The sequence below is a fragment of the Polynucleobacter sp. 30F-ANTBAC genome, assembly GCF_018882385.1.
In the GTDB taxonomy this organism is placed as follows: Bacteria; Pseudomonadota; Gammaproteobacteria; order Burkholderiales; family Burkholderiaceae; genus Polynucleobacter.
Window position 1 is genome coordinate 1 of sequence record NZ_JACVON010000009.1, and the last position, 279, is coordinate 279.

At 47.7% G+C, this 279-nt stretch carries 1 pseudogene; it reads left to right on the forward strand.

The annotated features are described in order from the left end of the window. Positions 1-279: pseudogene (gene tuf, locus ICN28_RS09465) on the forward strand (elongation factor Tu); the annotation flags it as partial.

Below are 279 nucleotides of genomic sequence, written 5' to 3' on the forward strand. Positions count from 1 at the left end.
AGATGTTCCGTAAGTTGTTAGACCAAGGTCAAGCTGGTGACAACGTGGGTATCTTGTTGCGCGGTACAAAGCGTGAAGAGGTTGAGCGTGGTCAAGTATTGGCTAAGCCAGGTTCTATTACGCCACACACACACTTCACAGCTGAAGTGTACGTGTTGAGCAAAGACGAAGGTGGTCGTCACACACCATTCTTCAACAACTACCGTCCACAGTTTTACTTCCGTACAACGGACGTAACAGGTTCAATCGAATTGCCGAAAGACAAAGAGATGGTGATGC